The sequence below is a fragment of the Klebsiella sp. K5-306 genome (assembly GCF_051835185.1).
In the GTDB taxonomy this organism is placed as follows: Bacteria; Pseudomonadota; Gammaproteobacteria; order Enterobacterales; family Enterobacteriaceae; genus Klebsiella; species Klebsiella oxytoca.
Genome location: NZ_JAIFJY010000012.1, coordinates 95,563 through 121,107 on the forward strand (window position 1 = coordinate 95,563; position 25,545 = coordinate 121,107).

The 25,545-nt window shown below is 54.6% G+C and carries 25 protein-coding genes; 15 read left to right on the top strand and 10 right to left on the bottom strand.

All coding sequences use genetic code 11. From position 1 onward, the window contains the following. Nucleotides 1-18 precede the first annotated feature (18 nt). A complete protein-coding gene (locus tag K2184_RS18565; protein ID WP_004110351.1) occupies nucleotides 19-552 on the bottom strand; it encodes a GNAT family N-acetyltransferase in 534 nt (177 codons plus the stop codon). Nucleotides 553-584: 32 nt separating this feature from the next. Here K2184_RS18565 and K2184_RS18570 point away from each other — a divergent pair, with 32 nt between their 5' ends. Next, nucleotides 585-1,421: a GNAT family N-acetyltransferase gene (locus K2184_RS18570; protein WP_004108522.1), complete on the top strand. Its 837-nt coding sequence runs from the start codon at nucleotides 585-587 to the stop codon at nucleotides 1,419-1,421. Nucleotides 1,422-1,424: 3 nt separating this feature from the next. Here the strand turns inward: K2184_RS18570 and K2184_RS18575 are convergent, their stop codons facing one another. Further along, complete coding sequence (locus K2184_RS18575; RefSeq protein WP_163525709.1) at nucleotides 1,425-2,786, bottom strand: MFS transporter; 1,362 nt, start codon at nucleotides 2,784-2,786, stop codon at nucleotides 1,425-1,427. 178 nt (nucleotides 2,787-2,964) lie between these two features. Continuing rightward, complete coding sequence (locus K2184_RS18580; protein ID WP_004108518.1) at nucleotides 2,965-3,879, bottom strand: GntR family transcriptional regulator; 915 nt, start codon at nucleotides 3,877-3,879, stop codon at nucleotides 2,965-2,967. Nucleotides 3,880-4,018: 139 nt separating this feature from the next. Here K2184_RS18580 and K2184_RS18585 point away from each other — a divergent pair, with 139 nt between their 5' ends. The 10 genes from K2184_RS18585 (at nucleotide 4,019) to K2184_RS18630 (ending at nucleotide 15,199) form a co-directional block, all read left to right on the top strand. After that, on the top strand, nucleotides 4,019-5,041 hold the full coding sequence (locus K2184_RS18585; RefSeq protein WP_004110354.1) for a zinc-binding alcohol dehydrogenase family protein: 1,023 nt from the start codon (nucleotides 4,019-4,021) through the stop codon (nucleotides 5,039-5,041). A gap of 11 nt (nucleotides 5,042-5,052) precedes the next feature. After that, on the top strand, nucleotides 5,053-6,498 hold the full coding sequence (locus tag K2184_RS18590; protein ID WP_196552823.1) for a tagaturonate reductase: 1,446 nt from the start codon (nucleotides 5,053-5,055) through the stop codon (nucleotides 6,496-6,498). Nucleotides 6,499-6,631: 133 nt separating this feature from the next. Further along, the gene (locus tag K2184_RS18595; protein WP_064351903.1) at nucleotides 6,632-9,397 is read left to right on the top strand and encodes a sigma 54-interacting transcriptional regulator; all 2,766 of its coding nucleotides are present in this window, start codon (nucleotides 6,632-6,634) and stop codon (nucleotides 9,395-9,397) included. Between the two features lie 99 nt (nucleotides 9,398-9,496). Beyond that, a complete protein-coding gene (locus tag K2184_RS18600; protein ID WP_004108510.1) occupies nucleotides 9,497-9,919 on the top strand; it encodes a PTS sugar transporter subunit IIA in 423 nt (140 codons plus the stop codon). Between the two features lie 14 nt (nucleotides 9,920-9,933). Beyond that, on the top strand, nucleotides 9,934-10,404 hold the full coding sequence (locus K2184_RS18605; protein ID WP_004108507.1) for a PTS sugar transporter subunit IIB: 471 nt from the start codon (nucleotides 9,934-9,936) through the stop codon (nucleotides 10,402-10,404). Between the two features lie 18 nt (nucleotides 10,405-10,422). Next, a complete protein-coding gene (locus K2184_RS18610; protein WP_032728862.1) occupies nucleotides 10,423-11,202 on the top strand; it encodes a PTS mannose/fructose/sorbose/N-acetylgalactosamine transporter subunit IIC in 780 nt (259 codons plus the stop codon). After that, on the top strand, nucleotides 11,180-12,031 hold the full coding sequence (locus K2184_RS18615) for a PTS system mannose/fructose/sorbose family transporter subunit IID (protein ID WP_163525707.1): 852 nt from the start codon (nucleotides 11,180-11,182) through the stop codon (nucleotides 12,029-12,031). Before K2184_RS18610 ends, K2184_RS18615 begins: the two co-directional genes overlap by 23 nt. Before the next feature lie 12 nt (nucleotides 12,032-12,043). Then, nucleotides 12,044-13,105: an SIS domain-containing protein gene (locus K2184_RS18620; protein WP_004108501.1), complete on the top strand. Its 1,062-nt coding sequence runs from the start codon at nucleotides 12,044-12,046 to the stop codon at nucleotides 13,103-13,105. Between the two features lie 17 nt (nucleotides 13,106-13,122). Beyond that, nucleotides 13,123-14,133 (top strand): SIS domain-containing protein, encoded by a 1,011-nt coding sequence (locus K2184_RS18625; RefSeq protein WP_004108499.1) that lies wholly within the window; start codon nucleotides 13,123-13,125, stop codon nucleotides 14,131-14,133. 139 nt (nucleotides 14,134-14,272) lie between these two features. Continuing rightward, complete coding sequence (locus K2184_RS18630) at nucleotides 14,273-15,199, top strand: Rpn family recombination-promoting nuclease/putative transposase (protein WP_017145046.1); 927 nt, start codon at nucleotides 14,273-14,275, stop codon at nucleotides 15,197-15,199. Nucleotides 15,200-15,251: 52 nt separating this feature from the next. On the opposite strand, the gene opgB is transcribed toward K2184_RS18630, so the two are convergent. The 6 genes from opgB to K2184_RS18660 all read right to left on the bottom strand — a co-directional run bounded on the left by opgB (nucleotide 15,252) and on the right by K2184_RS18660 (nucleotide 20,987). After that, complete coding sequence (gene opgB, locus K2184_RS18635; protein ID WP_049128123.1) at nucleotides 15,252-17,543, bottom strand: phosphatidylglycerol--membrane-oligosaccharide glycerophosphotransferase; 2,292 nt, start codon at nucleotides 17,541-17,543, stop codon at nucleotides 15,252-15,254. Nucleotides 17,544-17,799: 256 nt separating this feature from the next. After that, on the bottom strand, nucleotides 17,800-18,294 hold the full coding sequence (locus K2184_RS18640; protein ID WP_004108494.1) for a DUF2501 domain-containing protein: 495 nt from the start codon (nucleotides 18,292-18,294) through the stop codon (nucleotides 17,800-17,802). A gap of 64 nt (nucleotides 18,295-18,358) precedes the next feature. Continuing rightward, entirely contained in the window at nucleotides 18,359-19,096 is a 738-nt protein-coding gene (gene dnaC, locus K2184_RS18645; protein WP_024273697.1) for a DNA replication protein DnaC, read from the bottom strand. Between the two features lie 2 nt (nucleotides 19,097-19,098). Next, nucleotides 19,099-19,638, bottom strand: coding sequence for a primosomal protein DnaT (gene dnaT, locus K2184_RS18650; protein ID WP_004108490.1), 540 nt, complete (start codon nucleotides 19,636-19,638; stop codon nucleotides 19,099-19,101). A 108-nt stretch (nucleotides 19,639-19,746) separates the two neighbouring features. Continuing rightward, nucleotides 19,747-20,220 carry a threonine/serine exporter gene (locus K2184_RS18655; protein ID WP_004108488.1) on the bottom strand — a complete coding sequence of 158 codons (474 nt, stop codon included), beginning with the start codon at nucleotides 20,218-20,220 and terminating at the stop codon, nucleotides 19,747-19,749. Next, the gene (locus K2184_RS18660; protein ID WP_004108487.1) at nucleotides 20,211-20,987 is read right to left on the bottom strand and encodes a threonine/serine ThrE exporter family protein; all 777 of its coding nucleotides are present in this window, start codon (nucleotides 20,985-20,987) and stop codon (nucleotides 20,211-20,213) included. Before K2184_RS18660 ends, K2184_RS18655 begins: the two co-directional genes overlap by 10 nt. Nucleotides 20,988-21,270: 283 nt before the next feature. On the opposite strand from K2184_RS18660, the gene pobA reads away from it, so the two are divergent. The 4 genes from pobA (at nucleotide 21,271) to bglJ (ending at nucleotide 24,990) form a co-directional block, all read left to right on the top strand. After that, on the top strand, nucleotides 21,271-22,455 hold the full coding sequence (gene pobA / locus K2184_RS18665) for a 4-hydroxybenzoate 3-monooxygenase (protein ID WP_135800639.1): 1,185 nt from the start codon (nucleotides 21,271-21,273) through the stop codon (nucleotides 22,453-22,455). A 23-nt stretch (nucleotides 22,456-22,478) separates the two neighbouring features. Next, nucleotides 22,479-23,348 (top strand): helix-turn-helix domain-containing protein, encoded by an 870-nt coding sequence (locus K2184_RS18670; protein WP_163525706.1) that lies wholly within the window; start codon nucleotides 22,479-22,481, stop codon nucleotides 23,346-23,348. Nucleotides 23,349-23,626: 278 nt separating this feature from the next. After that, on the top strand, nucleotides 23,627-24,349 hold the full coding sequence (locus K2184_RS18675; RefSeq protein ID WP_004108484.1) for a helix-turn-helix transcriptional regulator: 723 nt from the start codon (nucleotides 23,627-23,629) through the stop codon (nucleotides 24,347-24,349). Then, the gene (gene bglJ / locus K2184_RS18680) at nucleotides 24,310-24,990 is read left to right on the top strand and encodes a DNA-binding transcriptional activator BglJ (RefSeq protein WP_004108483.1); all 681 of its coding nucleotides are present in this window, start codon (nucleotides 24,310-24,312) and stop codon (nucleotides 24,988-24,990) included. Before K2184_RS18675 ends, bglJ begins: the two co-directional genes overlap by 40 nt. Nucleotides 24,991-25,003: 13 nt before the next feature. On the opposite strand, the gene K2184_RS18685 is transcribed toward bglJ, so the two are convergent. Then, the gene (locus tag K2184_RS18685) at nucleotides 25,004-25,462 is read right to left on the bottom strand and encodes a YbaK/EbsC family protein (protein ID WP_004108482.1); all 459 of its coding nucleotides are present in this window, start codon (nucleotides 25,460-25,462) and stop codon (nucleotides 25,004-25,006) included. Nucleotides 25,463-25,545: the final 83 nt, after the last annotated feature.

Genomic DNA, 25,545 nt, shown 5'->3' on the forward strand with positions numbered 1-25,545 from the left:
TGAAATCAGCGCCGGAGGCTACAGCGTTAGGCGCATGGCGCAGCGCGTCTCCGGCGGCAGACCGTGTTCCGTTTCCAGCTCCCTTTTTGCCGCCAGTCCCGCCAGTAGTCTTCGCTCACTTAACATTGAAAACCCCAGTCGCGTGTAAAACGGCGCGTTCCAGGGCACATCGCGGAAGGTGGTGAGCGTGACCGCCGGATAAGCCGCCTGGCGGGCTGTCTCAATGACCTGCTCCAGCATCATGCGGCCAATGCCTCGCCCCTGCCATGCCTGATGAACGGCGATCTCGACGATAAACAGCGCATCATCCAGCGGTTCGCTCAGCAGGAAGCCTATCGGTTGGTCATCGGCCACGGCCAGCAGGCTGTGGTCAGTTTCAAGGAACAGCCGGTGGCGCTCGGGGCTTATCACTTCGCTTTCCGCCAGCCAGGCCAGCGCCGGAATCTGGCGAAAAGCCTGGGCCGCCGAGCGCTCAATGGCGGGCAGAAGAGGGATGTCTCTCTCCTCAGTCAGGCGTAACGTCGCGGCGGCGGTTATAGTGTTAGTTTTCATCACCTCAGCATAGCAGCCTCCGGGAGAAATGTATGGAGCTTACCGCCGTTTCCGCCACTCAGTTTAGCGTCGCGCAGCTGACGACGATCCTTTGCGACTGTTTCGAAGATTACCTGGTTCCCGTCACGCTGTCGGTAGAGGTTTTTGTCCAGCGTTTTAGCGCCGAAGGGCTGAGCCTGCTGGATTCCTGCGTCTGGCTGGATGGTGATGTCCCTGCGGCGATGGCCGTTGTCGCCCGGCGCGGCGATGAAGCCAGGCTGGCGGCATTTGCGATGCGACCCGCGTATCGCGGAAAGGGCGTCGGACGCCGGCTGATGGGGTCGCTGCTGGATGCATTGCGCGAGCAGGGCGTACGGCGGATGTGGCTGGAGGTTATTCGCGATAACCACGCTGCGGTAGCGCTGTATCACTCGCTGGGCTTCGAGGTGCGGCACGGGCTGTGCGGCTATCTGAGCGCGCAGACCGCGAGCGAGGAGTCATCCGTATTGCAGGAGTATGACGTGCTGGCGCTGACGCGCAGGGCCGGCGCCGAGCTTAATGGCCAGCTGCCGTGGCTGATGGACCCGCTCACCTTCAGCACCCTGCCGTGCCGGGCGCTGAGCCTCCATCAGCAGGCTTTCGCCGTGCTGGCGACCTTATCCAGCAGGCCGCAGCTGCAGTTTTTATGGGTCGAGCCCGCCGCACGCGGGCGCGGGCTAGGGCGGGAAATGCTGATGGCGCTTGCCCGACAGTTTCCAGGGCTCGGGACCTCGGTGACCATCCCGGAACGCTTTACGCCCCTGTTCCAGACCGCCGGCTATACGCCTGGGGTATTAAAACAGTATGAAATGAGCGCAACGCTGAGCGCCCTGCCATCAGCAGGGCGTTAAGATTCAGCCGTTACGCGGGTCGCTAATCGGCTGACGGACCAGGAAGATATAGGCCAGCGCGCCGAGGGCGGTGACGCAGCCGCAGATCACCAGCGCCAGCTGGAATGAGTGGGTGGTATCGACAATAAACCCGGTCACTACCGGCGCGAAGGAGGCGCAGATAAAGCTGGCGAAGTTCTGGATGCTGCCGACGGACGCGGTCATTCTTGATGCCACCGCGACGTGAATCAATCCCCAGCAGGAAGTACCGGCAAAGTGGATGCAGAACAGCGCCATGCCGATTAACAGCACCGCAGCGATAGAGGTGGTGGCATGTGGCACGATCAGCGTAAACGCGGCGGAGCAGAACATCCCGGCAATAATACAAATTTTACGGCTTTTGATCGGCGCCATGCCGCCTTTAACCAGCCAGTCGGTAACGTAACCGTTGATGAGCATACCGGCGGCGCCGAACAGAAAAGGAATGGCGGCCATAAACCCGGTACTTTTCAGATCGAGGTTATACGCCGTTTGCAGGTAGCCCGGCAGCCAGGCCAGATACAGCCAGGCGGTATAGTTGATGCCGCTGAAGCCCAGCATCATTCCCCACATGGTTTTGTTTTTAAACAGGCTGCGCCATTCGGCAAAGCTCAGCGGGTCGCGGCGAACGTTGACGCTTCCGGCATTAAGGTAGGCCTGCTCATCGGCGGCGAGGGGGACATCCTCCCGGTTGCGATAGAGCATATACCAGCCGATAGCAACGAAGATCCCCAGCACGCCGATGGTAATGAACATCCAGCGCCAGCCCATCATCAGCATCATGGCGGCAAGGATCGGCGGGCTGATCGCGACGCCAATCGTCGAGGCGGCGTTAAAGAAGCCCATCGGGCGGCCGCGCTCTTTAATATTAAACCAGTCGTTGATCACCTTGACGCCGCACGGGTTCATCGGCGCTTCGCCGATCCCCATGCCGATACGCACCAGCACGAACTGGGTAAAGCTATGTACCATCCCGGAGACCGCCTGGAACAGCGACCAGAAAAACATGCCCAGCCCCAGCATGATGCGCGGGCCTTTACGGTCCAGCAGCGGCCCGCAGGGGAGCTGGGCGATGCCGTAGGCCAACGAGAAAACGGACAGCAATGCGCCGATTTCGGTGGCGCTGAGCCCCAGCTCTTCGCGAATCGTTAAGTTCGCGACGGACAATGAACTTCTGTCGAGGTAGTTAATCACCGCCGCCAGAAATAACAGGATCATTGCCGTTGTCTGAATTTTTTTAATGCGCGCGCTGCGCGTTAACGTATTATTTAACGGAACGCTGGCAGTCTCCGCCTTTCCTTTATCAAAGGTTGTCTGCGGGTCGATAGTTATATTTCGTGATTCCACGCCTGACTCCTGGTTATTCTATTTGAACGACAAGTGACATCGAATGGTTTAAACCCACCCACCTATTTCACAGTAAAGTAAGTCGACTTGTTTTCAGCATAAATAACCTTTTTTCTGGCACTGGATTATGTTTTGAGAACTGTGCTGCTGATAATCATTTTCTGTTTTTAATCGGTACTTAATGAGCCAGGGATTCGCTCTGCCTGAGCGAGTTAATCATCGATTGCTTCGCCGAGTTCAGGTGGTTACGCAGCGCCAGATTAGCGTCCAGATCGCTGCGGCAGATAAGCGCGCTCAGGATGGTCATATGTTCATCAATGGCGATGATATTACGCTGTTTAAGGTCACTCTCATCCCACTGATAGTGAAAGTGGAAAATCACGGAAATAATCTCAAGCGATTGATTGAAAAATATATTCTCAGCCGCGGACAGGAGCAGCGAGTGAAAGTCGCGATCGAGCTGGGAAAACATACGAAAGCTGTCGCCGATGCTGTCACGCAGTGCGCGATGGCGCTCAAGCAGGGTTTTCGCCTGCAGCCAGCGGGCGTCGTTGTCCGGGAGATTGAGAAAATGCTGAAGCGCGTGGGTTTCCAGCATTTCCCGCAGCTCGAACAGCTGCTCAGCCCAGGATTGCTCAAATTTCTTCATGTTCCACTGGCCGCGCTTTTCGCTTTCAATCAGGTTGTAGCGGCTGAATTTCAACAAAAATTCCCTCACTACGACCGGACTGACGCCGGCAGCACGCGCCAGCTGCAGCTCGGAAAACATCTCTCCGGCGCGCAGCTGGCGCTGGTTAATCATGGTGAAAAACGCCTGCTCAAAGAGACGGTTCTGCTCGGCCAGCGAGGCGCTGGAGCCATCGAAGCCGTCCTGCATCTCCGGCTGGCGAAGGATCTGATAATCCCGAGCGTTCTGACGCAATACGCCCCGCTCGCACAGGTGGCTGAGGATATGGCGCACGGTGGTGCGGCTGATGTTGTACATCTCCGCCAGCGCACTTTGTGAGGGCAGCGGCGACGGAAGAAAGCCGCGCGCCATATCGTTAATGACCTGGTTAATGACGTTGTGACGAAGGTTTTGCGAGCGGCTCATTATACATCTCCATTTTTTTAGCTATTAAAGCCGGATTTAAAACAGTTTTGTGCGTGAGATTTCACAATTTTTGCAATGAATTTATTCTCACCTCTGTTTTTCATCGATATCTAAGCCAACAAATACGGAGGCAATTATTATGACGTCGATGAATACATTAGTTTGTCAGGAACCTAAAATATTGCGCTGGGAAAAACGCCAGATTCCCATTCCCGGTGATGATGAAGTGCTCATTAAAATAAAAACGGTGGGGATTTGTGGTACGGATATTCACGCCTGGGGAGGGAATCAACCTTTTTTTAGTTATCCACGCGTGCTCGGACATGAAATATGCGGCGAGATTATCGGTCTCGGTAAAAATATTCTTAACTTGAAAAGCGGACAGCAGGTAGTCGTCATACCTTACGTTGCCTGCCGTCAGTGTCCGGCCTGTTTGAGCGGCAGGACTAATTGCTGCGAGAAAATTTCGGTGATCGGCGTGCATCGGGACGGCGGGTTTAGCGAGTACCTCTGCGTGCCGGTAAAAAATCTGCTGGTGGTGGATGACGTCGAGCCGGAAGCCGCAGCGCTGATTGAGCCTTTCGCCATCAGCGCCCACGCGGTGCGTCGCGCCGCTATCCAGCCGGGAGAGCAGGTGCTGGTGGTCGGCGCGGGACCCATTGGTCTCGGGGCGGCGGCTATCGCTAAAGCCGACGGGGCGCAGGTGGTGGTGGCGGATACCAGCCCGGCGCGGCGCGACCATGTGGCGCAGCACCTTGGTCTGGCCACGCTCGACCCTTCTGACCCGCAATTCACCGAGCAGCTGTGTGACATGTTTGGTGGTTCGCTGGCGCAGAAGGTGATCGATGCCACGGGGAATCAGCAGGCGATGAACAACACGGTGAATTTAATCCGTCACGGCGGCAGCATCATTTTTGTTGGCCTGTTTAAAGGTGAACTGCAGTTCCCGGACCCGGAGTTTCATAAGAAAGAGACCACCATGATGGGCAGCCGTAACGCGACGGAAGAGGATTTCGCCAAAGTCGGACGTCTAATGGCCGAGGGGAAAGTGACCGCCAGAATGATGCTGACCCACCGTTACGATTTCAGGTCGCTGGCCGAGATTTACGAAAGCGAAGTGATTAACAATCGCCAGCTTATTAAAGGCGTCATTCATTTTTAGCAGGAAAGGCTATGAAATCGTTAAACAGACAAGATTTTCCCGGGCCGCACTACCCGACGCGCGTGATTCAGTTCGGCGAGGGCAACTTCCTGCGGGCGTTTATCGACTGGCAGCTGGATCGGCTGAATGAGCAAACCGATCTGGCGGCAGGGGTGACCATTATTCGCCCGATCAACACCGAGTTTCCGCCGTCGCTCAATACCCAGGATGGACTTTACACCACGGTGATCCGCGGGCTGGACGAACGTGGCGAGGCGGTGAGCGAAGCGCGGATTATTCGCTCCGTTAATAACGAGATCAACCCCTGGCAGGATTTTGCTGGCTATCTGGCGCTGGCTCGTAATCCGGCGATTGAGTTCGTATTTTCAAATACCACTGAAGCTGGTATTAGCTATCATGCCGGGGACCGGCCTGACGATAAGCCGCCGGTCAGCTTTCCGGCGAAGCTGACCCAGCTGCTGCTCGAACGTTTCCGCCATTTCAACGGCGCAGCGGATAAGGGGTGGACGATTATCCCCTGTGAGCTGATCGACTACAACGGCGAAGCCCTGAAGGCGCTGGTACTACGCTACGCCGACGAGTGGCAACTGCCCGCGGCTTTTCGCGACTGGGTTGAGACCGCCAATACATTTTGTTCAACGCTGGTTGACCGTATCGTCACCGGTTATCCGCGCGAGGAAGCGGCAAAGCTGGAGGCGGAACTGAGCTACCATGATGCTTTCCTGGATACCGCCGAATACTATTGGTTATTCGTCATCCAGGGATCGCAGGCGCTGGCGGAGACGCTGCGGCTAGATCGCTACCCGCTCAATATCCGTATCGTAGAGGATATCCGGCCCTACAAAGAGCGCAAGGTTGCCATTCTTAACGGCGCGCATACCGCGCTGGTGCCGGTGGCGTGGCTGTGCGGTGTCGATACCGTTGGCGAAGCGATGCATGATCAGGCCATACGCCATTATGTGCAGCAAACTATCGACGAGGAGATTATCCCGGCGCTGGATTTACCCGCCGATGAGCTACGGCAGTTTGCCGATGCCGTGACCGGACGCTTTCTTAATCCCTGGATTCGCCATCAGCTGCTCTCCATCGCCCTGAACGGCATGACTAAGTTTCGTACCCGGATCCTGCCGCAGCTGCTGACGAATATTCGCCGGCACGGCACGATCCCGCCGCGGCTAACGTTTGCCCTGGCGGCGCTCATCGCCTTCTATCGCGGCCAGCGCGAGGGACAGACCTATCCGCTGCAGGATGATGACGTCTGGCTAACCCGTTTTGCCGAAGGATGGGCGCAGGTGGCGCGCGGCCGCCCGCTGCATGAACTGGTCACGGAAGTCCTGCAGGATGCAGCGCACTGGGGTGAAGATCTGACGACCGTTCCGGGGCTTGCCGATCAGGTTACGCGGTATCTGGAAATGATTTTGAGCGTGGGGATGCGGGAGGCCCTGAGGCGGCTGTAGTCGGTTTGTTGTGCGGCGTCCGCGGATTTGGGCGCCGTTTTTTTGTGCTCTGAACCGCAAAAAATAAATTAAGCGCCAATGGTTGGCGGATTTCCCGCATCATAAGCCCCTGTAAGGTGAAGAGGGGGATGCGATGCGTAAAACGGAACTATTGGCTTTTCTGCAAAATCAGACCGATTTTTTTGATCCGGATAACCTGAGCGAGGTCTTCACCGCCGGCTACCTGGCCCGGCGTTTTGCCATGCAAAGAAATACCGCCAGCCACTATCTGAATCAGCTGGTGGCCCAGGATGTGCTGGTAAAGATTAATACCCGTCCGGTCTATTTTTTCCATAAAGCCGCCTTCTGCCAGCAGTTTTTCCCCCTTTCCCGCAGCGAGTACGCCAGCATGGCGGAGCTGCTCGCGGAGAGCGATCGACAGCCGGAGCAGGCGGATCATTTTTCATTGCTTACCGGCCATGACGGTAGCCTGCGCAAGCCGATCGAACAGATGAAAACCGCGCTGTTTTATCCCAACGGTGGCCTGCCGCTACTGATCGTCGGCGACAGCGGAACTGGCAAAAGCTATATGGCGGAGCTGATGCATGAGTTTGCCATCGCCCAGGGACTGCTGCCGCCCGATGCGCCCTTTGTCAGCTTCAACTGCGCCCAGTATGCCAGCAACCCGGAGCTGCTGGCCGCCAACCTGTTTGGCTACGTGAAAGGCGCGTTTACCGGCGCGCAGGGCGATAAAGCCGGGGCGTTTGAAGCGGCAAACGGCGGCGTGCTGTTTCTCGATGAAGTCCACCGCCTGGATGCGCAGGGACAGGAGAAGCTCTTCACCTGGCTGGATCGCAAAGAGATCTATCGGGTGGGAGAAACGGCGCAGGGGATGCCGATATCCCTGCGGCTGGTGTTTGCCACTACCGAAGATATTCACAGCACGTTTCTGACCACCTTTATTCGTCGTATCCCGATCCTCGTTAGCCTGCCTGATTTACAGACCCGCAGCCGCCACGAGAAAGAAGCGCTCACGCTGCAGTTTTTCTGGCAGGAGGCGCGCACGCTCGCCGCCCGGCTGCAGCTGACGCCCCGGCTTTTGCAGGTGCTGACGCACTACGTATATCGCGGTAACGTCGGTGAGCTAAAAAACGTGATTAAGTACGCCGTTGCGTCAGCCTGGGCCAGGGCTCCGGGCAGCGAGAAGCTGAACGTCACGCTGCACGATCTGCCGGAAAATATCATGGCCGCGACGCCGGCGCTTAGTGAACCGATGGGCCATGAAGAGCCGCTGCTTATCGAACCGCAGACCAGCCTGGTCTGGCTGCTGCGCGCGCGCGACCCGGTTCAGGGGCTGATTTATGATACTCAGTGCCGCGTTCTCGCGCTGTATGAGGCGGTGCTGAGCAAAAAAAGGCTCTGGGAAGAAGCGCAAAAAAGCATGGGCGAGGAGATTGAAACCCTCTTCGATCGGCTGATATTTGATAATCACGATACCCAGAGTTCGCATATGCTGCTGCTGATAACGCATCAGGTGCGGGAGGAATTTTATCGCCTTGAAAAGCGCTTCAATATCCAGTTTAACGGCAACTGTATTTATGCTCTAAGCCACTACCTGATTCATCGTTCCCGCCAGGCGCAGTCGACGATGAGCAACGAGAAAAGCCGCCAGCTGGAGGATTTCCTGGCGCAAAAATATCCGTTGCTGTATCGCTTTTGTGAAGAGATCCTCGCCGCGCTGGCGCTGAAGCTGGACATTGAACCCCGACGTATTGACCTGTTGTTACTGGTGCTGTGGTTACAGAAAAATGGCGCCATTAGCCAGCAGCAGGTGACCCGGGCAATTATCCTCGCCCACGGTTACGCCACCGCCAGCAGTATCGCTAACGTGGCGAACCGGTTGCTGAAAAGCCAGCTGTTTGAGTCATTCGATATGCCGCTTGATGTCACGCCGGAGGCTATTGCTAACCAGGTGATGGCCTATATTGAGAGTCACGCGCTGGCCTCCGGACTGGTCATCCTGGTCGATATGGGTTCGCTGAACGCCATTCATAGCCATTTTAACCGTCGGCTGACGACGCCGATGGCGATAATTAATAACGTCTCGACCGGGATGGCGATGTACGTCGGCGAGCGAATTTTGCAGGGCGACATGCTGGAAGATATCGTCCGGGAGATCCGCGGTGACCTCGCGATCGAGCATCAGCTCTATTACCCGCAAGCGGACAAACCGCGGGCGATTCTTACGACCTGCGCCACCGGCCTGGGAGCGGCGGCGAATCTGTCGGCGCTGTTAAAAGCCAGCATCCCTGAAGCGCTGGGGATCGATATTGTGGCATGCGATGTGGAGACGCTCGCCGATCCCGCGCGGCGGCAGCCGATGCTGAGCCGCTATGAGGTGCTGGCGATCGTCGGAACCCTGGACCCGCAGCTTGCCGATCTGCCGTGGATTTCGCTGGATTCGTTAATCTCCGGCGAAGGGAGCCGCCCGCTGATGCGCATCTTCGGCGAGCTGGCCACCGCTGAGCAGGTCAGCGAAATCAATAACCTGATCCTGAAGAATTTCTCGCTGCGCCGGGTGATCGAGTCGGTGACGATCCTCGATACCGGTAAAGTGATCAATCAGGTTGAGCAGTTTTTACTGCGCTATGAGCATCTGGCCGGCTGCGATGTGCCTAACGATCGCAAGGTAGCGCTGTATGTGCATATCAGCTGTCTGATAGAGCGCCTGATCCGCAACGCCTCGCCATCCCATTATTCCGGAAGGCAGTGTCCGCAGAGCGAGCTGGCGACGCTCCGCGAGGCTTTTAGTGTCATAGAGAGTGGATATAGTGTCAAAATCCCCGCCGTAGAGCTGTACTACATTCACGATATTCTGACGCGGGAAACTGAATTTATTCAGGAAGATCAAGAGTTTTAATCCCTTTCATTAGTTGATCCTTGCGCTAGCCGGCGCGCCACTGTTTCTGGCACGCCGGTTGCAATCAAGAAAGCAGTGGAATGCGCTTTCGAGGTAAGGATGAAACGACACTATATTTTTGCCAGCCATGGCACCTTTGCTAACGGTTTGCTGAACTCCGTGGAGCTGATCCTCGGTAAACAGCCGGATATTCATACCCTGTGCGCCTACGTCGAGGAGGAGGCCGACCTCACGCAGCAGGTGGAGACGCTGCTGGCGCGTTTTCCCGCCCAGGATGAGCTGATTGTGATTACGGATATTTTCGCCGGTAGCGTCAATAATGAATTTGTGCGCTTTCTATCGCGCCCGCACTTTCATTTATTGTCCGGCTTAAATCTGCCGTTGATTATTGATTTGCTCATTTCAGCTGGCGAAGAGAATACCGAAAAATTAATTTCTGAAGCATTAATAAGCGCCAAAGAGAGCATTCAGTACTGCAATCAGACGATTGCCAGTGCGATGACTATTGATAAAGACTTCTGAAATGAGGGAACACTATGATTACGCTATTAAGGGTTGACCATCGATTACTTCACGGCCAGGTTGCCTTTTCCTGGACGCAGTATGTCGGCGCTGATTGCATTTTAATTGCCAACGATAATGTCCCAGATGATGAGCTACGGAAAACGACGATTAAGCTCGCTAAACCCCCTTCAGTCAAACTGGTGATTAAAAATATTAACGACTCTATTGAATCGATAAAAAGCGGCGTGACCGACAAATATAATCTGTTTATCGTCGTGGAATCGGTAAATGATGCCTGGCGGATTGCCAGCGCCGTCGAGGAAATTAAAAGTATTAATCTCGGCGGAATTAAAGCCAAAGAGGGCAGTAAAAATATCTCTAAGGCGATTAATTTACTCCCGGAAGAAATAGAGCAACTGCAGCAACTGGTTGGGAAAGGCGTCGAAGTTGAGATTCGCCAGGTCCCTAACGACCGCAAACAGCTTTTTGCGGAATGCGTTTAATTCCGCGGAGGACAGATTATGGTAGAGGCTCTCTTACTGGGGCTGGTGGCGTTTATCGCGCAATCGGAATATGCATTAGGAACGTCGCTGATTTCGCGGCCTATCGTGACCGGGCTGCTGACCGGGCTGGTGCTGGGGGATGTACAAACCGGCGTCATCATGGGCGCGACGCTTGAGCTGGCTTTTATTGGCTCTTTCTCGGTCGGCGCATCGATTCCGCCTGATGTAGTAACCGGCGGTATTCTCGGCGTGGCGTTCGCCATTACCTCCGGCGCGGGAACGGAAACGGCGCTGCTGCTTGGCCTGCCCATCGCCACCCTGACGCTGATCCTGAAAAACGTCTATCTGGGGATGTTTATTCCGATGCTCAGCCAGAAGGCTGACGGCTATGCGGAGCAGGCGGATACCCGCGGCATTGAACGTATGCATTTGATTGCTGGCTTCGGGCTGTCGCTGATGCTCGCCACGGTGGTCACCGTGTCATTCCTGGTCGGCAGCAATGCGGTGAAATCCCTGCTTGACACGATCCCGGAATTTATCAAACACGGGCTCAGCGTCGCCACCGGCATCATTCCGGCCCTCGGCTTCGCAATGCTCGCCAGGCTACTGATTAATAAGAAAGTTGCGCCGTACTTTTTCCTCGGTTTCGTGCTGATGGCCTACCTGAAAATTCCGGTAACCGGCATCGCCATTCTCGGCGCTATTGTGGCGGTGGTCATGGTTAACGTCACCGCGTTGAGCTCACCTCGTACGACGACAGAACAAGGAGTCAGCGATGACGACGAAGATGATTTCTGACGAAACTCTGCAGCTGCAGGCGCAGGAAGAAGCCCGTATTACGCCGCGCGATCTACGCCGGGTCTTCTGGCGCTCCTTCCAGATGGAGTTCTCCTGGAACTATGAGCGGCAGATGAATCTTGCCTTTGTTTACGCGTTGATTCCGGTGCTGAAAAAGCTGTATCCGCGCAAAGAGGAGCTGGCCGGGGCGTTAAAGCGACATCTGGTATTTTTCAATACCACGCCGCATATCGTCACCCTGCTGCTGGGGATCACCGCGGCGATGGAGGAGAAGAATAGCCAGCAGAAGAACATGGACGCCAACGCGATTGATAACGTCAAAGCGTCGCTGATGGGGCCGCTGGCCGGGCTGGGGGACTCCTTCTTCTGGGGCACGCTGCGCCTGATCGCCACCGGCATCGGCACCAGCCTGGCGCTGAAAGGCAACATTCTCGGTCCCATCCTGTTTCTGCTGGTGTTTAACGTGCCGCACATCCTGGTGCGCTGGTTCTTTACCCGCTGGGGCTATGTGCTGGGCACCGGGGTACTGCAGCGCATCCAGAAGAGCGGAATGATGGAGAGCCTGACCTACGGCGCGTCGATTATCGGCCTGATGGTGGTCGGGGCGATGACCGCTTCAATGATTGATATCACCATCCCCATCTCATTCGGCGCCGGAGAGGCGAAAACCCAAGTGCAGGACATTATCAACGACATTCTGCCCTGCATGCTGCCGCTGGTAAGTTTCGGCATCGTTTACTGGCTGCTGGGGCGCAAGGTTAAACCGCTCTCTATTATCGGGGGGATGGCGCTGGTGGGCATTCTGGGTTCGTGGATTGGCTTGTTTTAACAGGAGTCGAAAATGGTAGCAACGATGATGACCTATATCAGCGAGGAGTCGGCCTGTCTGACGCAGATCCTGCGCGACTACCGGCAAAAGCTGGCGGCGATTGAGACTTTTGCCCGCCAGCACCCGGTGCGCCGCATTCTGCTGTTGGCGACCGGGTCGTCGCTGAACGCCGCCCTGTGCGCGCGCTATTTCTTTGAGCAGCGCTTCGGCGTCCTGGTTGAGATTAAAGAGCCGTACAACTTTACGCACTACGAGGCGGTCGATCCGCATACCGATCTGGTGGTGGCGATTTCGCAGAGCGGTAAAAGCGCCTCAACGCTGGAGGCGATGCGTAAGGTGCAGGCATTGAGCCTGCCGGTTTTTGCTCTGACCTCCGATCCGCAAAGCCCGATAGCCCGGGCCTGCGACGGGATACTGGATATCAACACCGGGATTGAGAGCGTGGGGTTTGTCACCAGAGGGTTTAGCGCGACGGTGCTGAATTTGCTGCTGATGGCGCTGACCATCGCCCGTAGCCAGGGAAAAGCCAGCGAGGCCGAGGAGCAGCGCTATCTTGCCGAACTGCAGCGGCTGGCAGCGGCGATCCCGGATGTCATTGACCGCACCTCGCGGTTTATCGACAGGCATGGCGAAGCGCTGCGGGGCGGCGAGCGCTTTGTCGCCACCGGCTATGGCGCTCTGGTTGGGGTTGCGAAAGAGTTTGAAACTAAATTTACCGAAACGGTGCGCGTGCCTTCCAGCGGCTTTGAGCTGGAAGCTTATATGCACGGTCCCTATCTGGAGGCGAATTGCCGCCATGTGATGCTGTTTATTGAAGATGCGCCGGATGGGCGGACCCGGGCGCTGCGGGACTATATGGCGCCGTCCATTGCCCGCGCCTTTACGCTGACGCTGAGCGACGAAGAGGATGCGCAGACGCTGGCGCTAAACTGCCCGTGTGAACATCACCTGGCGCCGCTGCTGCTGATTGTTCCCGTCCAGATGCTGGCCTGGCATACCGCCGGACTGAAAGGCATCGATCTGGCTAAACGTATTTTTGACGATTTTGACCGCGTCTTAAAAAGTAAAATCTGATTATTCAGGAGAAAACTATGTTGGGTTTTAATCAGGACGAGTACCTGACCAGTGCTCGCGAAATCATCGCTGCGCGCAAACAGGCGGAAGCCGTCGCCGACGATATTTATCACAGCGGCTGCAGCGCCTTATTTTTCGCCTCGGTAGGCGGTTCTTTAGCTCCGATGATGGCAATTAATGAGTTTGCTAAAGAATTAACCGGCGTGCCGGTTTATCTTGAGCAGGCGGCGGAATTAATCCATCGCGGGCATAAAAAATTAAATAAAGATGCGGTGGTGGTGACGTTATCCAAATCCGGCGATACCAAAGAGTCGGTGGCCATTGCCGAATGGTGCAAAGCGCAGGGGATTCGCGTCGTGGCCATTACCCGTAATGCCGACTCGCCATTAGCTGAGGCGGCGAGCTGGCATATTCCGATGTGCCACAAGAACGGCGTGGAATATGAATATATGCTGCTCTACTGGTTATTCTTCCGCGTCATTTATCGTCACGGCGATTTCGCCCATTACGATCGTTTTGCCAGCCAGCTGGAGTTGCTGCCGGAAAATCTTCTGCAGGCCAAACGCCAGTTCGATCCGCAGGCGGATAAAATTGCCGCTCAGTATCACGGCTGCGACTATATGATGTGGATCGGCGGGGCGGAAATGTGGGGCGAGGTTTATCTGTTCTCGATGTGTATTCTCGAAGAGATGCAGTGGAAGCGGACCAAGTCGGTGAGTTCGGCTGAGTTTTTCCACGGCACCCTGGAGTTACTGGAAAAAGAGGTCCCCCTGTTCTTGGTGAAAGGCGAGGGTAAATGTCGGGCGCTGGATGAGCGCGTTGAGCGCTTTGCTGCGAAGATCACCGACCACCTGGTGGTTATCGACCCGCGTGACTATCCGCTGAACGGTATTGATGATGCTTTCCGCTGGATCATGGCGCCGTGTGTCGTTTCTACTCTGCTGGTGGACCGGCTGGCGGCCCACTTCGAACATCATACCGGACACGACCTTAATATCCGTCGTTATTATCGTCAGTTTGATTACTAAGCTATGCTGATGGCGGCCAGCCCGGCTGGCCGCCGCGCTATTCTCCGAGGCGCTTCCCAGAAAATTATCGTCAAACCCAACGGGTCAAAAACTGATGGTAGAGTCCGGCTTTCCTTCTCTTTCTGGCAAGCGGACGGCCATGAAAAAACGGATGACCTCAACGCCGCATGATGCGGTTTTTAAGCGATTTCTTCGCCACCCGGAAACGGCGAATGATTTTCTCACGCTGCACCTGCCGGAAGCGATCCGTCAGCGATGTGATTTTTCTACCCTGCGGCTGGAACCGGCGAGCTTTGTCGATGAAGATCTGCGCGCCTGGTACTCGGACGTACTATGGTCGGTACAAACCCCCTGCGGCCTGGGATATGTGTATGTGGTGATAGAGCATCAGAGCTCGCCGGATAACCATATGGCTTTTCGCCTGATGCGCTATGCGATTGCCGCCATGCAGCGTCATCTCGACGCCGGGCACAAAACGCTACCGCTGGTGGTGCCGATGCTTTTTTATCACGGTGCGACCAGCCCCTATCCCTTTTCCCTGAACTGGCTGGACGAATTTGCCGACCCGCAGATGGCGAGGACGCTGTATGCCTGTCCGTTTCCGCTGGTTGATGTGACGGTGATACCGGACGATGAAATTGTTCAGCACCGGCGGGTCGCGCTGCTGGAACTGATGCAAAAGCATATTCGCCAGCGCGATCTCAGCGGGATTACGGAGTCGTTGGCGACCCTTGTCATGCTGGGATACACTAACCGCAGGCAGTTGAGAGTGCTGTTTCATTATATGCTGCAGTACGGCAACACCGCCGATCCGAGCGTGTTTCTCCGCCGGTTGGCCCGCCGTCTGCCACAATATGAGGAGAGGTTGATGTCTATCGCTCAAAAACTCAAGCAGGAAGGGATACAGGAAGGCCGGCAAGAAGGGCGCCTGGAAGGTCTGCAGGAAGGTAGCCGGCGGGAAGCGTTGCGCATTGCCGGCAGTATGCTGCAAAACGGTTTAGATACCGAGACGGTTCAGCGGATTACCGGGCTCTCAGCGGATGAGTTAAAGCCGCTGCATAGCTAATATCCGCACCCAGTCACCGCGACCCGGCGCAAAAGCCGCCGGGTGGAAGGGGCTACCCTTCGCTTTTCACCACTTTGATTTCAACCATACCGATGCCCAACTGACGCGGGGAGTGGCCGAGAATATTGCCCTCGTTCGTGGACTGCGGGTCCGGCGGCGCAATCGTCAACGTACTGCTACGCGACGGATTATCGAAATGTAGGGTAGTGGTGGTGACATCATTAGCCAGGACGATCGTTTGTTCGCTGCTGCCTACCCGTACCGGAATCGGCTTATTGGCATTCGGACCGTAGGCTTTGGCGGTAATCACCAGATCGAATTTCTCCGGCAGCGGCTCCTTATATTCAATTTTCACTTCGCTGCCGAGCTGAGCGTTAGACCATCGCCCCCATGTTTCCGGTCGAGAGATACCGCTAAATTGCTTCACCTCTTCCGGCGCGCCGGCAACGTTGAACAGGAAGCTGTCGGCTTTATAGCGAATGTCGTTATCTACAATCTTCAGCGTATCGACGTTGCCCTTATAACGCTCCATATCGATAAGGGTATCTTTGAACGCGGTTTTACCCTGCCACTGGGCTTTGTCGACGCGCTGGACTTTCTGTTCGCCTCCCAGCTGGCCCTGCGATACGCACCAGTCGGTGGAGAGCGCCACTTCCGGCGACCACAGCTGACCCATCTTGTAGCAGCGGTCGACCCAGACGAAATTATCACGCGGCGCGAAATCGGCCAGCTGGAAGCGCAACGGTGCGGAGTATTCGCTTTCCGGCAGCGGCTCAACGCGTTTGTCGGAGATGCGCAGCAGCAGCGGCAGGCGGAAATGGCTGCCGGAGAAGGAGATCATATTTTTCTGCGCATCAACGGTGAAGTTCTTCATCTCTTTGGGGAAATTCCACAGGCGGATGATATCCGGCTTCCACGCCAGCACTTTCTCTTTCATATTGAGGAACACAGTGGAGAGCGATTCTCCGGAAAGGCTGCTGCGGCCAAGGCCAATAAAGTTATCGCCGCCGAGAATATCGAGCACCGTCGCGCCGTTATCCATGGTATTACGTTTGACGGCCAGCGTATCCTGCTGGGGTTGATCGCCGCGCAGGACGAAAAACAGATTGCTGCGATCCTGCTTATTCAGATAATCCCAGGCGCTGTTTTTCATCGCCAGGTGATCGGATGACACCACGATGACCGTATTTTTGAACCACGGAGAAGCTTTAATCTTCTCGATTAACGCCGCAATGTGCTCCTGACTGCAGGAGACGGCGCTAAAGGAAAGATTCTTTTTGCCGTCCATGTCGTAGCTTTTGCGCTGGCAGGTTCGGGAGATGAAACCATCCGGATGATGAGTATCGACCGTCAAAGCAAACAGCGAGAAGCGTTTACCGGACTGCGAAAGCGCTTCGAATTTTTTCCAGGTTTCATCAAGCACCGTATCATCGTAGAAGCCCCAGTCGTTACGATAGGCCGGATCGGCAACCGTGGTTTTTAGCTCTTCCGCGCCGTACAGATGATCGAAGCCGTGAGACTTCAGGAAGACATCTTTTCCGGCGAAGCGCAGATTCGCGCCCTGTACGAAGTAGTTCTCATAACCCGAGTTTTTCAGGATATCCCCAAGGCAGATATTCTGCGGGAAAAAGCTGGAAACTGAGGCCGAGGCGTTGCCTTCAAACGGCGCAAACAGTGGGATCCCGCACTGAGAGGCGACCATTCCGGCAATCGTGTAGTCGGTACCGGGCAACTGGGCGGTATTGCTGAAATCCAGCCCCTCGCTTTTGAGTTTACCGAGCTCCGGCGTCAGGTCCGGGAAGGCGTCGTTATCAAAATAAGTGCGCTCCAGACTTTCGCCGTAGATGTACACCAGGTTCAGTTGCGGATTGGCGATGCTTTTTGATGGCTCTTTGTAGTAAGCCACGAAGTCAGGATCGCCATCGCGGGACTGGGATTTAACCAACTCGCTAATCTGGCGAAAAGCGGGGCTGGCATCCACTGAAGCCAGCGCCAGAACCAGCGCCACGAGGCTGTAGCCAAAATGATGAGGGTGATGCCGGCGGCGGCGGAGCACCCAGCCGAGTGCGCCAAATACCGCGACCAGCGCCACGACCAGCCCAACGCCAGGCAGGATATATTTGCCCACGCCAGCGCCCGTCAGGCTGTTGGTCAACGTATAAAGTACCGCGTCATTGATACCATCGCCTGTGAAGTAATTGCTGGCGTAGAGGGTAATATTCAGAATAACGAACAGGCCCAGTACCGTGAGCGTGGCGGCGAACCACCAGGTATTACGACCGGCTTTTAATGCATAAATCATCACCGAGGCAAGAAACAGGGCGATGGATAACAACTCTGACACAGCTCATCCTCATTCACGCCAGTTGTCTGCTGGCCAGATAGATCTTTTTCCACGCTACACTGTAATTGCAGCGCAATATTGCCGCAATTGTAACGTCATGAATTTGTGCTGTGGTTCAGAATTGGTTTAGAAATCGCCGTTTTTGATCTGCTTCACATCCAGTCAGCCAGGGGATTCCGGGTAAAGATGTTAAAAAACAGCCGTTGCCGCCGCGTTGGCCAGGGTAACGCGCCAAACGCGGCATTAAGAAGATAAATCAGGAGAGGAAGCTCACGCCCTGTTTTAAGACCAGGTCGCAGGCTTTGGTTTTGACTTTTTCCGCCAGCGGGCTGCTGCCAAGGTTGTTCAGATTCAGCTGCTGGCCATCTTTGCTGGTCAGCAAACCCTGAAGACCCTCAAGATAGCTGGTGTCTTCTTTTTGTTTTTCCGGCGTGCTGAGACCCAGTTTATCCAGCACCTGATTTTTGATGTTTTCAGTATTGGTGACTGAAGCCAGCTTCTGTTTCGCGCAATAAGACATAATCCCTGCGGCATTATTCATGCTGCTGGAGGTCAACGACTGGTTGCCGCCGTTGAGCAAACCGGTCAGCGAAGAGAGGGACATCCCGCCGCTTTGCTGGCTACCGTTCTGGCTGCTGAGCTGGTTTGCTGCGCTGGAGAGCGAATCCTGCCAGGAGGTGGCGTGGGCGCCGAAGGTGAATAAAGCGCCGGCCACTATCGCCGTGCGGAACAACGTTTTTGCAGATTTCATAGACGTACTCTTCGCCGTGGCTGAACATGCAAAGATTATAACGCTGGCGGTGTTCAGAAATATCTTAATACTCTTTTCCGGTTACGCGATCGCGGTAGCTTTCCCAGTTAAAATTGACCCACAGGCTATTGCCCAGCCGCATACGGTCCATTACGCGCTCGCCAAGCAGTTTGTTCATCTCGTCCATGGTGCTGTTCGTCAGCATACCGGTTGGGCGCTTTGACGAAGAGCGGCGATCGACAATCTGATTAATGATGACCTTCTCGTAGCGTGATTCCGTTTGCATACCGATTTCGTCTATTACCAGCAGGTCGACCTTGCTCAAATCGGTGAGTAGCTGCTCTTCGCTGGTTTCCCGGTTGCCGAAGGTATCTTTCATCGCTGACATAATATCGGCGACGGTGATAATCAATACCGATTTCCCCCGCAGCAGCAGCTCGTTGCAGATAGCGGCGGCAAGGTGGTTTTTTCCGGTACCCGGCTTTCCGGAGAAGATAAAGCTGGCGATATTGCCGTCGAACTCCTCAACGTACTGGCGCGCTCTGGACAGCGCAATCATCTGGCCCTCGCACTCAACCCGGTAGTTATCCAGCGAACAGTTTTGGTGCAGCGGGCGGATGCCGGAGCGGTTAAAGGTACGCTGCATTTTCATGGCGCGGTTTTCGCGTTCCAGCGCCTCAGAGCGCAGCTTGCCCTGTTCTTTTTGCCACGCCAGCAGCTCTTCACCTGTCTTGAACGCGGGTTCGACATGGGCTGGCATCATCTTTTGCAGGCGCTTCATTAAATCGCCGACATTTTTCATGCTCATCCTCGGAATCCTCGTGGAATATGGTTATCGGGTTCGCTAATCGCGTTGACATCCCGTCGCGGCTGGCCGCCGTTGCTGGCCCGGCCAATCTGCACGCTGCGCGCCAGCTTCTGCTGCCACTGGACATGATGAAAGACTTTACCTTCCGCCTGCCAGTAAGCGACAAATGCCGCCAGCTCTTCCGGCGTGACGGGCTGGCTGAGGGCGATGCCCCACAGCGCGGCCAGACGCTGGAAATCGGCATCCGGCTGCCAGTCGGCATACATCGGAAATTTACCCATCGGTACCGCAACGGGGGCCGCCGTCGGCTCGTCAAAAAACTGCGCATCCAGCGCAATATCGCTATTAGGGCGCGATAATTTGGCTTCCAGCTCCAGCAGCTGCGCCAGACGCTCCGGCGTCAGCGCATAGAATGCGGGCGCGTTGTTGGCAAATACGGCGACGGCGCCGGCGGTGGATTTTGCCAGCACCGCCGCGTGATCCTGCATGAAGTCATCCAGACCGCTAAAATCGGTAGTTAATATTCGTGAAGACATAAATCAATCTCAACTCTGAACAACTAAAAAGAGAGGGGGAGCTGCACACATAGTAGCATAGAGGTCGCTCAGGAAGGAGCGCCGCGGGCAAACCGGCGGCGCGGTTAGCTAGACGCGCGGACGCTTGCGATACAGCCAAAGTCCCGGAATAGAAAGCCCGATGGATAATGCACCAACGATAGACGAAGCCTTAAGAAAATTGCTTAACAGCATAATCATCATCTCTTCCGAGTAACCAAAATGGCTGATTTTCACCGCAGAGATCATCGCGGTATAGGCGGAGATGCCCGGGAACATCGGGATTACCGCAGCAACGGTGAAAATCTTCGGGTGAGCCAGATACCAGCGCGACCACTGGATGCCGATGCTGCCAACCACCAGGGCGGCCATAAACGTCGCCCATTCAATATTAAAACCTGCCGTCATCATAACCATGCGCGAGCCGTGGCCGATAGCCCCCAACAGGGCGCACCAGCGCAGCGCTCGCTGCGGAACGTTGAATACCATCGCAAACCCAACGGCAGGGATGGCGGCCAGCACCATATCCAGCGCCAGTTCGTAGAGATAAATGATTATGCCCATCCGCGTAGCCCCCACATTGTCATCGCCATCACCACGCCAATACAGGTCGCGAGGGTTAACAGGCTGGCGATTGCCCAGCGCGCCAGGCCGGTGTTGATATGTCCCTTAAACATGTCGGCAACCGCATTGATCAGCGGAAAGCCGGGTACCAGCAGCAGCACGCTGGCGGCCATCGCGATCGTCGGCGTGCTGGCGAAAGCCGGCAGGCGCAGCATCAGTCCGGAGATGGTGGTTGCGACAAAGGCGGTGAGGCAGAAGTTGATTTGCGGATGCATGGAGCGATGAGTCAGGACCTGGCGAATATACATCGCTACCGTGCTGGCGCAGAAAGTGACCAGCGCGCCGTCCCAGCCGCCGTTGTTAAGCTTGCAAAAGCAGGCGCAGGAGAGGCCGACCATTAAAACCAGCAGCCAGCGTGGATAGCGCAGCGGCTTGATCTGGGCGAAGCGTTTTTCGACGTCTTTATAATCCAGCAGTTTATGTTCCGCCATAATCACAATATGCTGAACTTCCGTGACGACGTGCATGTTGATGCCGCGATCGCTGTTTTTCCGCGTCGACGTCAGACACTCGCCATCTTTGATGGTGGTGAGAACAATCGCATTAGAAGAGATGGCGCTTTCCACGCTATCCATCCCCAGCGCCAGGCCCAGGCGGGTTGAAAGCTCCTCTACCAGCGCGCTTTCCGCTCCGTGTTGTAATAAGAAAAGACCACATTGAATGCACAATCGCGTGATTGCGCGCTGAGTTGCCCGATCTGCTTGCATAGATACCTGCTGTCCGTGATGCCCGATGCCGTAGTGTCTGGCGATACTTTTACCTGAAGTTGCGTTTTATCTGAGCGGTCCGGATCAAACAATGTGTAAAAAACCGTCGCATCCTGGGGGGCGCTGAAATTTGAACTCCGCCACACTTCCGCAAGATTGGTGAAAAGTACAATTTTTGCACCAATTTCTCCCTTCTTTTTCCCGCCAGACTTATCAAAAATGCAAATTCAAACTTTTAATAAACAAAAAACAAACAAATAATTAACCATGCTGAGGCGATGCTATGAAAACACAGGTGGCGATTATCGGGGCTGGCCCATCCGGACTCCTGCTGGGGCAGTTGTTACATCACGCCGGGATTCAAACCGTCATCCTTGAGCGACAGACTCCTGAGTACGTGCTGGGGAGGATCCGCGCGGGCATTCTGGAAAGCGGAACGGTAGAGCTGCTGCGCGAAGCCGGCGCCGCCCGGCGAATGGAGGCTGAAGGCCTGGTGCATCATGGCGTCGAATTTTTGTTTGAGGGCAAGCGGGTACCGGTTGCGCTGACGGAACTGACGGCGGGCAAAAGCGTGATGGTTTATGGCCAGACTGAAGTGACGCGGGATTTGATGGCCGCGCGGGCGGAATGCGGGGCGGCGACGATTTATGGCGTCAGCGAAGTCACTATTAATGAGGCAAAGAGCGATCGACCATCGGTCTCTTTTATCAGCAATGGCGAACACTGCCGCTTAGAGTGCGACTTTATCGCCGGCTGCGATGGCTTTCACGGCGTGTCCCGTCAAAGTATTCCTCCTGGGGTGCTGAAAGAGTACGAAAGCGTCTGGCCGTTTGGCTGGCTGGGGCTGCTGGCCGATACGCCGCCGGTGAACCCGGAGCTTATTTACGCGCACCACGAACGCGGGTTTGTTCTTTGTAGTCAGCGCTCACTAACTCGGAGCCGTTATTACCTCCAGGTCCCGCTCAGTGAAAAGGTTGAGGCATGGTCTGATGAGCGTTTCTGGAATGAACTCAAACGCCGCCTCCCTGAAGAGCTGTCCAGCAAGTTAGTGACTGGTCACTCACTCGAGAAGAGCATCGCGCCGCTGCGCAGCTATGTGGTGGAGCCGATGCAGTACGGCAGATTGTTTCTGGTGGGGGATGCGGCGCATATCGTACCGCCTACCGGGGCAAAAGGATTGAATCTCGCGGCGTCCGATGTGAACTATTTATGGCGCATCCTCCGTGAATATTATCACCATGGTCGCGTTGACCTGCTGGCGAGCTACTCTCGTTTTGCGCTGGATAGGGTATGGAAAGGCGAAAGATTCAGCTGGTTTATGACCCGTCTGCTGCATGATTTCCCGCAACAAAGCGAGTTCGAGAGAAAAATGCAGGCGGCGGATCGGCGTTATTATCTTGGCTCACGCGCCGGATTAACCACGATCGCTGAAAACTATGTCGGTTTGCCGATGGAGCGCGTGGCATAAAGAGAAACCGTTCAGGAGTCCCGATGCAGGCAGTGAGTACCATTCCCGTTTTCAAACTGTATGGCGAAGAGCAGGGCTGGCCGACGCCCGATCTGCTGCACTGCGAGTCGATACTCCAGCGGAGCCATCTTTATGAATGGCATATCCGCCTGCATCAGCACGCAGAGCTGGTGCAGCTGCTATATCTGCACAAAGGGCAGGCGGAAATTGAAATCGAAGGTACGACGACCGTGATGAGGGAGTCCTGTATTCAGATCGTTCCGGCGCTGTGTATTCATGGTTTTCGTTTTTCCCCGGGTACGGAAGGCTACGTCTTGTCGCTGGCGCTGCCGCTGCTCGGAAGTCTCGAAAGTCAGTTTGCCAGTCAGTTGGATGTACTCGGCCAGCCGCGATGCGTGCCGGTCAAGGTGTCGCGGAGCCATATTCGGGCGCTGTTCACCGCTTTGCGCGAAGAGTATCGCGAAGAGTATGACGCGCGTGAAATGATGCTGCATTCCCTGCTGGGAGCGCTGCTGGTGTGGTTGAACCGGCAGCATCGCCCGCAGCCGATAACGGCAGACAAAGCTGAGCGCAAGCGTAGCGTCATGCGTCATTTTTCTCGACTGATAGAAAGTCATTATCGCGAACATATGCCCTTAGCCGCTTATGCAAAGCTGGCGGGCGTTTCTGCAACGCATCTGAATTATTTATGCCATGAATTCTACGGCTGCAGCGCGCTGGGAGTATTACATCAAAGATTGATGCTTGAGGCGCGTCGCAATCTGCAATACACCAGCATGACGATTGCACAACTTTCTGATTATTTAGGATTTACTGATGCAGCCTATTTTTCTCGTTTCTTTCGTCGTTATAACGGCGAATCTCCTAAAGCATTTAGGAACAAAATAAAATGAAAAAAGATTTATTAAATATATCTTAAGTTAGCGTATCTAACGAAGCTTTTAATCATTTCTAATTTATTGCTGACAACTACCTGTGTTAATGTTAATCATTGGCGGGGATAACAGCAATATGTTACTCCCTATAATATAAATTGGCTTTAGAGCGCGGTACCGCGTGTTCGCCAGGGACGATAAAGATTCATTTTGGCAAAATAATATGATGGCTATTAAGTTATTCATCCAATTGTTTTTCTGCCGGTCGTGAATCTTCGACAGGAAGCGGAGGGTTTATGTTACCAGGACAGGGTAAGTTCGGCATTATTATCAGCAGAATACCGGTTATGCAGTCCGGCTTGAAGGCCATTGTTGGGGAGCATCTACCCGATTATGAACTGAGTTTTTGCCGTTCTCAGGATGAGCTCACCCTGCTGCAACTGCGGCGCGCAGTACTGGTTATTGCAGATTTATCCGGTGAAATAGAGAATCCAAGAAATATTTGTGAACACTACTACTCCTTAATGACGCAATACAGGGATATACACTGGGTCTTTATGGTAGGAAGCGCCTGTTTCCCATTAGCGGTTGAATTATTAATGCGGCCTGAAAGCACATTAATTTCAGACAGTGAGCCGGTAAAACGTCTCATCGAAGTGGTTCGCGCGGGTGGGCTTGCCGCCGAGCGAATCAGCCAGACATTGTTCTCTCCTGAAGTGGAACACATCGGTGACGAACAGCAAAAAATGGTCATTCTGACGCTTTCTGAGCGAAAAGTGTTGCGGCTTCTCGCTAAAGGATGGGGAATTAATCAAATTGCTGCTTTATTGAAGAAGAGCAATAAAACTATAAGTGCGCAGAAAAATAGTGCTATGCGCCGCTTGTCTTTGCGTAGCAATGCAGAGATGTATGCCTGGATTAATAGTGCACAGGGAATGAAGGAGCTGAATATTTATTCAGCCTATGGAGATCAAACTGAATGGAAAAAGACCTCACAGCACGATATGTCGCTATCGTAGAGAAATGTGCGATGACGGAAGTGGCCCTTCGCCACATTTTAATTAATGAAAGTGGTAAGAATTATCGCATTCAATTCTTTAAAGATACTCAGGCATTAAAGCGGGAGTTCCAGTCTAAAGATTTTTCGGCGATTATTTTTTCTCTTTCAGGTAACCGCCGATCCCGGCTTGAAAGCTTACTCTTTCTTCATGAGATTGCACGCTACTGCCCTGAAATGCAAAGAATTGTCTTAGCCAATGATGAAGCTGAAATGCGTCTGGTTAGCCATCTGACGCCTTCACGCCTGCACGGCATTTTGAATAAATCAGCCTGTCGGCTACAGCTGCAGGAACATCTGCTGCAGCTTCTCGAACGCAGCGGCCCGGCAAATGAAAGCTCGCTAAACCAAAAGCAGGGCATGTGTAGTCAAATTCTGAGCCCGACGGAACATACCATCCTGCGCTATATGTCTTATGGCTATTCGTTGCCTGAGATTGCGACACAGCTGGAGCGCAATATTAAAACGATTCGGGCGCATAAATTTAATGCCATGACCAAGCTGGGCGTCAGTTCTGATATGGGACTACTGAGCGCGGCTGATATATTAATGCGCTTATCGGCAAACAATGATGATGCCAGGGTAATGCGCCTTGCCCAGTAGTGCTAATCGTCTATTAAAGACAAACGTCAATCCATGTAGCATCCGTCAGCTGCGCCATTCGCTCGGGTGAAATGCGAACGGCGCTATGTATTGAACCTGCTGCTGGAAGCACTTCCGGATACTGTCTTAATGAAATATCGCAATACACTGCCAGCGGAACTTCCAGGCCAAAAGGGCAAACGCCGCCAATGGGGTGTCCGGTTAACGTAATGACCTCATCGCTACTCAGCATGCGCGCTTTAGCGCCGAATGCTTCCTTGAGTTTTTTATTATCCAGGCGTGCATCGCCTTTTGCGACAACAAGTACGACCCTTTCCTTTATTTTTAAAGAGAGGGTTTTTGCTATTTGTCCGGGTTCAACGTTATGCGCCGCCGCGGCTAACGCTACTGTGGCCGTACTCTGATTAAGTTCGATGATTTCGATATCGGGGGCGCGGTCAGCAAAAAACTGCCGCACGGACTGCAGACTCATTGGAATCTCCTGATTAAGGCTTGTTAAAAATCTGTCACAAGCTTCGCAAAGTGTAAATATCCCTGATAGATAATCAAGAATCT